Below are 6,169 nucleotides of genomic sequence, written 5' to 3' on the forward strand. Positions count from 1 at the left end.
AGGGCCCGCAGCACCTCTCGCGCTGCCTCCAGGGTTCTTTCCACATCAGCCTCCGTGTGGGCCAGGGAAGTAAAGCCCGCCTCAAACTGCGAGGGCGCCAGATACACCCCCCGCTCCAGCATGCCACGGTGAAAACGGGCAAACTTTTGCAAGTCTGACTGCCTGGCTTCCTCGTAGTTGCGCACTGGGCCGGCAGTGAAAAAGAAGCCGAACATGCCCGGCAGATAACCTCCGCACATTTCGTGCCCAGTCTCCCGGGCAATCTCCAGCAGCCCTGTCAGCAGCTTCTCAGTAATGCGCTCCAGATACTCATAGGTGCCTGGGCGGCGCAAAATCTCAAGCGTCTTGATGCCGGCAGTCATGGCTAGAGGGTTGCCGGACAGCGTACCCGCCTGGTACATTGGCCCCGCGGGCGCTACCATCTCCATGATTTCCCGCCGACCGCCATAGGCGCCTACCGGCAGGCCACCGCCAATGACCTTACCCAGAGTGGTCAGGTCAGGGATGACGCCAAACTTGCCCTGGGCGCCACCGTAGCTGATGCGAAAGCCGGTCATCACCTCGTCAAACACCAGCAGAGCGCCATACTTTCGGGTGAGCTCGCGCAAGCCTTCCAAAAAGCCTGGCTGCGGTGGAATAAAGCCAGCATTGCCCACCACCGGCTCGAGGATCACGCCGGCAATCGAATCAGGATACTGCTCGAACAGCGCCTTGACCGCCTCTAGGTCGTTGTAGGGAGCCGTCAGCGTAGCGCTAGTAGCCGCCTTGGGCACTCCTGGCGAGTCCGGTAGGCCCAGAGTAGCCACTCCCGAGCCAGCCTTGACCAAGAACATGTCCGCATGGCCGTGGTAGCAGCCCTCGAACTTGATCACCTTTTCCCGGCCCGTGTAGGCCCGCATCAGGCGCAACGCTGCCATGCAGGCTTCGGTGCCGGAGTTCACAAAGCGCACCATCTCCACGCTAGGCACCGCTTCGATCACCCGCTCCGCCAGCTCGTTTTCCAGAACAGAAGGGGCGCCAAAGCTGGTGCCTTTCTCCAGAGCCTGCCGCAATGCCTCGATGACTTCAGGGTGAGCGTGGCCCACAATGGCTGGTCCCCAACTGCCGATGTAGTCAATGTACTGGTTGCCGTCCACATCCCAGGCGTAGGCCCCCAAGACGCGGTCAAACACGACGGGATCCCCGCCCACGGACTTGAAGGCGCGCACCGGTGAGCTAACCCCGCCGGGCATCAACTGCTGGGCGCGGGCGAAGATCTCTCTGGAGCGGGCGGTATTAAAAGTGGGACGAAGAGTGCTGGTCATAGTAGGGCGGCTACTCGAGGTACTTCCTAGGCTAACAGGAAGGGGAGCTGGCTAATTGTTGGGACTTCCAGGCGGATCCACCCAGCGACCATCGGCTTTGATGAGCTCGATCAAAGCCTGGACAGCCTCCGATTCCGGTACTCTTTTCACTTCTTCTTTGCCGCGGTAGAGGGAAATTACTCCTGGCGTCCTGCCCACATAGCCGTAGTCGGCGTCGGCCATTTCCCCAGGCCCGTTGACAATGCAGCCCATGACGGCAATGTCGAGGCCCACCAGATGCTGGGTTGCCGCCCGCACCTTCTGCAGCACTTCCTCCAGGTTGAAGAGGGTACGCCCACAGGAAGGACAGGCCACGTATTCCACCATGGTCTTGCGCAGGTTGAGAGCCTGCAAAATACCGTAGGCCACCGGGATCTCTTTTTCCGGCGCTTCCGTGAGAGAGACGCGGATGGTGTCGCCAATCCCTTCAGCCAAGAGCGTCCCGATCCCTACCGCTGACTTAATGCGGCCGTACTCTCCGTCTCCAGCCTCGGTTACACCCAGATGGAAGGGATAGTTTAGCCCTAGGGCGTCGAAGCGGCGAGCTGCCAAGCGGTAGGCGGCCAACATCACCTGGGGACGGGAAGCCTTGAACGAGAGAACCACATTGTGGAAGTCTTGCTCAGCGCAGATCTCGGCATACTCCAGAGCCGACTCCACCATCCCCTCAGGCGTGTCACCGTAGAGAAAGAGCATCCGCTCCGCGAGGGATCCGTGGTTGACGCCAATGCGTAGGGCTTTGTTCTGGGCTTTGAGGGCCTGTACAAGGGGGACAAAAGCCTCGCGGATCTCGCTGCGGATGGCCTCTAGTTCAGCTTTTGTGTACTCCGTGCGCCCCGGCTGCGGCTTCTCTACAACGAACAAGCCAGGATTGATGCGCACTTTGTCGACGTACTTGGCCACTTCCAGGGCCACCTTGAGACCGTTGTGGTGGACGTCAGCCACCAGCGGCACTGGCTTGTAGGTTTGAATCAGCCTCTCCCGAATGACCTCCATGGCCTTGGCGTGGGCCAGGCTGGGAACGGCAACCCGCACGATTTCCGAGCCCGCTTCGTGCAGCCGGCGAATTGCAGCCACCGCCGCGTCAATATTGAGCACGTCTTCGTTGATCATCGACTGCACCACCACTGGGTGCTGGCTGCCGATCAACACCTCGCCAACTGCCACCGTGCGGGTGGGGCGACGGGGGTAGACCGCTTCTGGATAGGGCTGCTGGGGGTTGGGCCGCTCCAGAGTTGGCATAGCTTGCTCAAAAGGGCTGCTCTAGCTTGATTGTAGGCGGAAACGTCCCCCTAGCGGCTACCCTTAGAGATGCTTTCCAGGCAGCCCACCGCCTGCCCTACCCAGCTCAACTCCAGCAGACGGAGGAAGAAAGACAGTGACTTAGCTGTCTGCCTCTGTGGGGGAATCCGTCGGGTAGTCTGGAAGGGGTCGGTTGCGAATAAAGTCTCTGGGCGTTACGTTTTCCACAAACTTGCGGAAGGCCTCCCGCTCCGCTTCATCGGCATCCTGATTCATGGGGATCGAGGCTTCGGCAATGACCTCCTCTACCGTCCAGATGGGGGCGTGGGCTCGCAGAGCCAGGGCAATACCATCGCTGGGACGGCAGTCGATCTCCTGCTTTTTGTCACCGCTAACGGTAACCAGCACCGCATAAAAAGTGTTGTCCAGCAAGGCGTGGATAATGACCCGCTCCAGCTTGATTCCCCAGGCCTTCCAGGAGTTGAGGATAAGATCGTGGGTCATGGGACGGAGCGGCTTCTGATCATCCAACGCTTGCAAAATGGCATTGGCTTCTGCTTTTCCTACCCAGATAGGCAGAGCACGACGCCCATGGGTATCGCGCAGGATGACAATGGGGCTCTGGTTAACGGCATCAACCGCAATCCCAGCCACCTCCATCTCAATCATGGTCAACTGCCTCCAGCCTTTGGATCTCGATCGTATCTACGGGCAGAAAACTTTGGCAACACGGCATGAGCTTAATCGGGAAATCAAGGGCGGTAGCTCTCCTTGGCGGCACCAGTGAAAGCCGCAGCTTGGCCCTGGCCCTTAGCCAAGAAGGGATCCCCTGGATAGCCACGGTTACCACGGAAAGGGGCAGCCGGCTCTACCAGGGTTTGCCGGGTCAGGTGATGGTCACCCGCTTCTCGGCTGTATCTTTGGAACAATTCCTGCGAGAGTACCGGATTGGCGTGCTGGTGGATGCCTCTCATCCCTTTGCCCAGCAGATCTCGCAACTGGCCATTCAGGTAACAGCCCAAGTTGGGATCCCCTACCTGCGCTACGAACGCCCTTCGGAAAATCTAGAGCCCTGGGTGCAGGTAGTGCCGGACTGGCAGGCAGTCCTAGCCGAGAGCGTGCTGGCGGGACGGCGGGTGCTCTTGACAGTGGGGGTGAAGCCGTTGCCCTTGTTTGTCCCCTGGCAGAATCGCTGCCAGTTGTACGCGCGGGTGCTGCCGGAGTCAGTTTCCCAGGCAGTGCAGGCTGGGATTGCTGCTGAGCGGGTGATTGGCAGGCGTTTGCCCCTTAGCTTTGAGGAGGAACTGCAGCTCTGGCGGAAGCTAGAGCCCCAAGTGGTTATCAGTAAGAACTCTGGAGAAGCCGGCGGTCTTCTCATTAAGCAGGCCGTGGCCAAAACCCTGGAGATCCCCCTCTTGGTGATCCAGCGGCCTTCCTTAAGCTACCCCTGGTGTAGCCAGGATTTGGCTGAGGTGGTGCGGGAGTGCAAGCGTCGGCTGGAGAGGACTTAGAACGGCTCCTCTACTGGTAGGTCAGGCTCACGATCCTGACGGGATCCCAGCAGCTCCAGCCGCTCCACGGCAATAACGGGCCGCTGGCGCTCCTCGCCTGTGGATCTATCTTTCCAGCGCTCAAACTTAAGACTGCCCGTCACCCCGACGAGGCTGCCTTTACGCACATATTCTCCGGCCACTTCAGCGGTGCGCCCCCACAGCTCCAGGTTAAACCAATCGGGCTTGTCTTCACCTTTGCGGAAGCGGTTTACCGCCAGGCTAAAGGTACACACCACCTTGCCCGACTCGAAGTAGCGCACTTCCGGATCCATACCCGCCCGGCCCACTAGGGTCACCAGGTTTAGGCTCATGGGCTTTTCTCCAGACCACTGACCGCCTTTGGCTCTAGTTGTAGCGCCTGCCAGGGCATCTTGTTGCAGGAGAGGCGTTGATGGTGTTGCAAAGATTTACAATGTCAGAAGCCCCAGAGCAACTGCCAGCCTCTATCCCGTAGGCAGATGCTCACCGGCCAGCAGGGAGGGTTTACTCCGGCAAGAGGACGCATTCAGCACCGTTGGCTATGGAATTTATCTACACATACGCCTGGTTGATCCCTGTCTATCCCTTGGTGGCAGCTTTTCTACTTGGCTTGGGCATTTTGGTGTTCAACGCCTGGACAAGGGCCAACCGGGCTCTGGCTGCCTTTTTGAGTGTATTTGCGACGGGGACGGCAATGGTCCACGCCTTTGCCCTCTTGGCCAGCCAACTCCAAGGCCATGAGACTGTCCTCAAGACCATTAGCTGGGCTCAGGCGGGCTCCTTCTCCCTCGACATGGGCTTTGTGGTGGATCACCTGAGCGCCATGATGCTGGTGGTGGTGACCACGGTGGCCTTCTTGGTGCAGATCTACTCCGACGGCTACATGGCTCAGGATCCCGGCTATGTGCGTTTCTACGCCTACCTGAGCCTATTTGCCTCCTCGATGCTGGGTCTGGTTCTTAGCCCCAACCTGGTGCAGATCTACATTTTCTGGGAGCTGGTGGGGATGTGCTCCTACCTGCTGATTGGGTTTTGGTACGACCGGCAGACGGCAGCGGAGGCAGCCCAGAAGGCATTTGTCGTCAACCGGGTGGGGGACTTTGGACTGCTGCTAGGCATTTTGGGCTTTTACTGGGTCTCCGGCACTTTTGGGTTTGAGGAGCTGGCCCACAATCTAGAACAGCGGGTGGCCAGTGGGGCGGTAAGCAGCAGCCTAGTGGCCCTCTTTGCCGTGTTGGTGTTCTTGGGGCCGGTGGCCAAGTCGGCTCAGTTTCCGCTACACGTGTGGCTGCCGGATGCTATGGAAGGTCCCACGCCCATTTCCGCCCTCATCCACGCGGCCACGATGGTGGCAGCAGGGGTATTCCTGTTGGCGCGCATGTTCCCGGTGCTGGAAGGGATCCCGCTGGCCATGGATCTCATTGCCTGGACGGGGGCAGGCACGGCTTTCTTGGGGGCCAGCATTGCCATCACCCAAAACGACATCAAAAAGGGCCTGGCCTACTCCACCATTTCCCAACTGGGCTACATGGTCATGGCCATGGGATCCGGTGCCTATGGGGCTAGCTTGTTTCACCTAATGACCCACGCCTACTTCAAGGCGCTGCTCTTTCTGTGCTCTGGCTCGGTCATCCACGGTATGGAAGCAGTGGTGGGCCACGACCCGGTTTTGGCCCAGGACATGCGTTTGATGGGGGGCCTGCGCAAATACATGCCGGTTACGGCCATTACGTTCTTAATTGGCACGCTGGCCATCTGTGGGATCCCGCCCTTTGCCGGCTTTTGGTCTAAGGATGAGATCTTGGCTTCAGTTTTTGAGCACAACCCGGCCCTCTGGGGGGTGGGCTTCCTCACGGCAGGGATCACTGCCTTCTACATGTTCCGCATCTACTTCCTCACCTTTGAAGGGGAGTTCCGCGGCACCAACCTGAGACTGCGCCAGGAGGTAGCCGTCAGCCAAGGTCGACCGGTGCCAGCTTTTGCCTATGCGTTTGCCGGGAAGGAGGCAGCCTTTGGGCCTGGAGCCATGAACATCCACGAAAAGCCCCAGCC

The 6,169-nt window shown here is 59.5% G+C and carries 6 protein-coding genes; 2 read left to right on the forward strand and 4 right to left on the reverse strand.

Going from position 1 to position 6,169, the window contains the following annotated elements; translation table 11 throughout:
- The 3 genes from hemL to NW860_RS03945 all read right to left on the reverse strand — a co-directional run.
- Window positions 1-1,304: glutamate-1-semialdehyde 2,1-aminomutase (hemL, locus tag NW860_RS03935; RefSeq protein ID WP_414512518.1), on the reverse strand; the 1,304-nt coding region annotated here is incomplete at its 3' end.
- Window positions 1,305-1,355: 51 nt separating this feature from the next.
- Entirely contained in the window at window positions 1,356-2,585 is a 1,230-nt protein-coding gene (gene ispG, locus NW860_RS03940; RefSeq protein ID WP_414512520.1) for a (E)-4-hydroxy-3-methylbut-2-enyl-diphosphate synthase, read from the reverse strand.
- Window positions 2,586-2,726: 141 nt separating this feature from the next.
- Window positions 2,727-3,254, reverse strand: a complete 528-nt coding sequence (locus tag NW860_RS03945; RefSeq protein WP_414395286.1) for a bifunctional nuclease family protein — start codon at window positions 3,252-3,254, stop codon at window positions 2,727-2,729.
- 65 nt (window positions 3,255-3,319) lie between these two features.
- On the opposite strand from NW860_RS03945, the gene NW860_RS03950 reads away from it, so the two are divergent.
- On the forward strand, window positions 3,320-4,096 hold the full coding sequence (locus NW860_RS03950; protein WP_414512522.1) for a cobalt-precorrin-6A reductase: 777 nt from the start codon (window positions 3,320-3,322) through the stop codon (window positions 4,094-4,096).
- Here the strand turns inward: NW860_RS03950 and NW860_RS03955 are convergent.
- Complete coding sequence (locus NW860_RS03955; RefSeq protein ID WP_414405070.1) at window positions 4,093-4,449, reverse strand: single-stranded DNA-binding protein; 357 nt, start codon at window positions 4,447-4,449, stop codon at window positions 4,093-4,095. The two genes, NW860_RS03950 and NW860_RS03955, sit on opposite strands and share 4 nt — an antisense overlap.
- Before the next feature lie 209 nt (window positions 4,450-4,658).
- Here NW860_RS03955 and nuoL point away from each other — a divergent pair.
- The coding region (gene nuoL, locus NW860_RS03960) for an NADH-quinone oxidoreductase subunit L (RefSeq protein ID WP_414512620.1) at window positions 4,659-6,169 on the forward strand (1,511 nt) is incomplete at its 3' end.

Origin of the sequence: Synechococcus sp. F70.1 (assembly GCF_047502745.1) — a bacterium.
Classification (GTDB): Bacteria; Cyanobacteriota; Cyanobacteriia; order Thermostichales; family Thermostichaceae; genus Thermostichus.